Source organism: Mesorhizobium sp. M8A.F.Ca.ET.161.01.1.1 (assembly GCF_004792105.1).
In the GTDB taxonomy this organism is placed as follows: domain Bacteria; phylum Pseudomonadota; class Alphaproteobacteria; order Rhizobiales; family Rhizobiaceae; genus Mesorhizobium.
Genome location: NZ_SRTD01000125.1, coordinates 1 through 400 on the forward strand (window position 1 = coordinate 1; position 400 = coordinate 400).

1 pseudogene is annotated in these 400 nt (G+C 60.8%); it reads right to left on the reverse strand.

The features are described 5' to 3' along the window. Positions 1–260 precede the first annotated feature (260 nt). Positions 261–400 (reverse strand): annotated as a pseudogene (locus tag EN804_RS38455) (saccharopine dehydrogenase family protein); the annotation flags it as partial.

The window sequence follows — 400 nt, forward strand, 5'->3', positions numbered from 1 at the left end:
TGTGCAAAATGGGCAGAGACGACGCTGGTATAGACGGTCCTGGGTGCAGTCCGGGCAAAATATGCGGCAGTCGTGTTGGGGGGTATGACGGGCTGGAGCGTTTGCTGGCGTCCGTCACTTTCCCTCCGTCATTCCGGCCCTGAGCCGGAAACCAGCCGACGCGCGTCTGCGCGGAGAAAAGACTCTTTTCAGCCCAAAGACTTGGGCTGGCTGGATACCGGTTCAAGGCCGGTATGACGGAATAAACTGAGGCCGGTAACTCACCCCACCCGAGCCAGTGGCTCATGCGCGCCATAATACCGGCCGAACCGGTTATCGAGGAACTTGGGCAGGTCCACTTCCTCCTGGCGCACGAAGCCCTTCTGCGGCAGCGTGCCTTCGGCAAGCAGATCGAGAACCG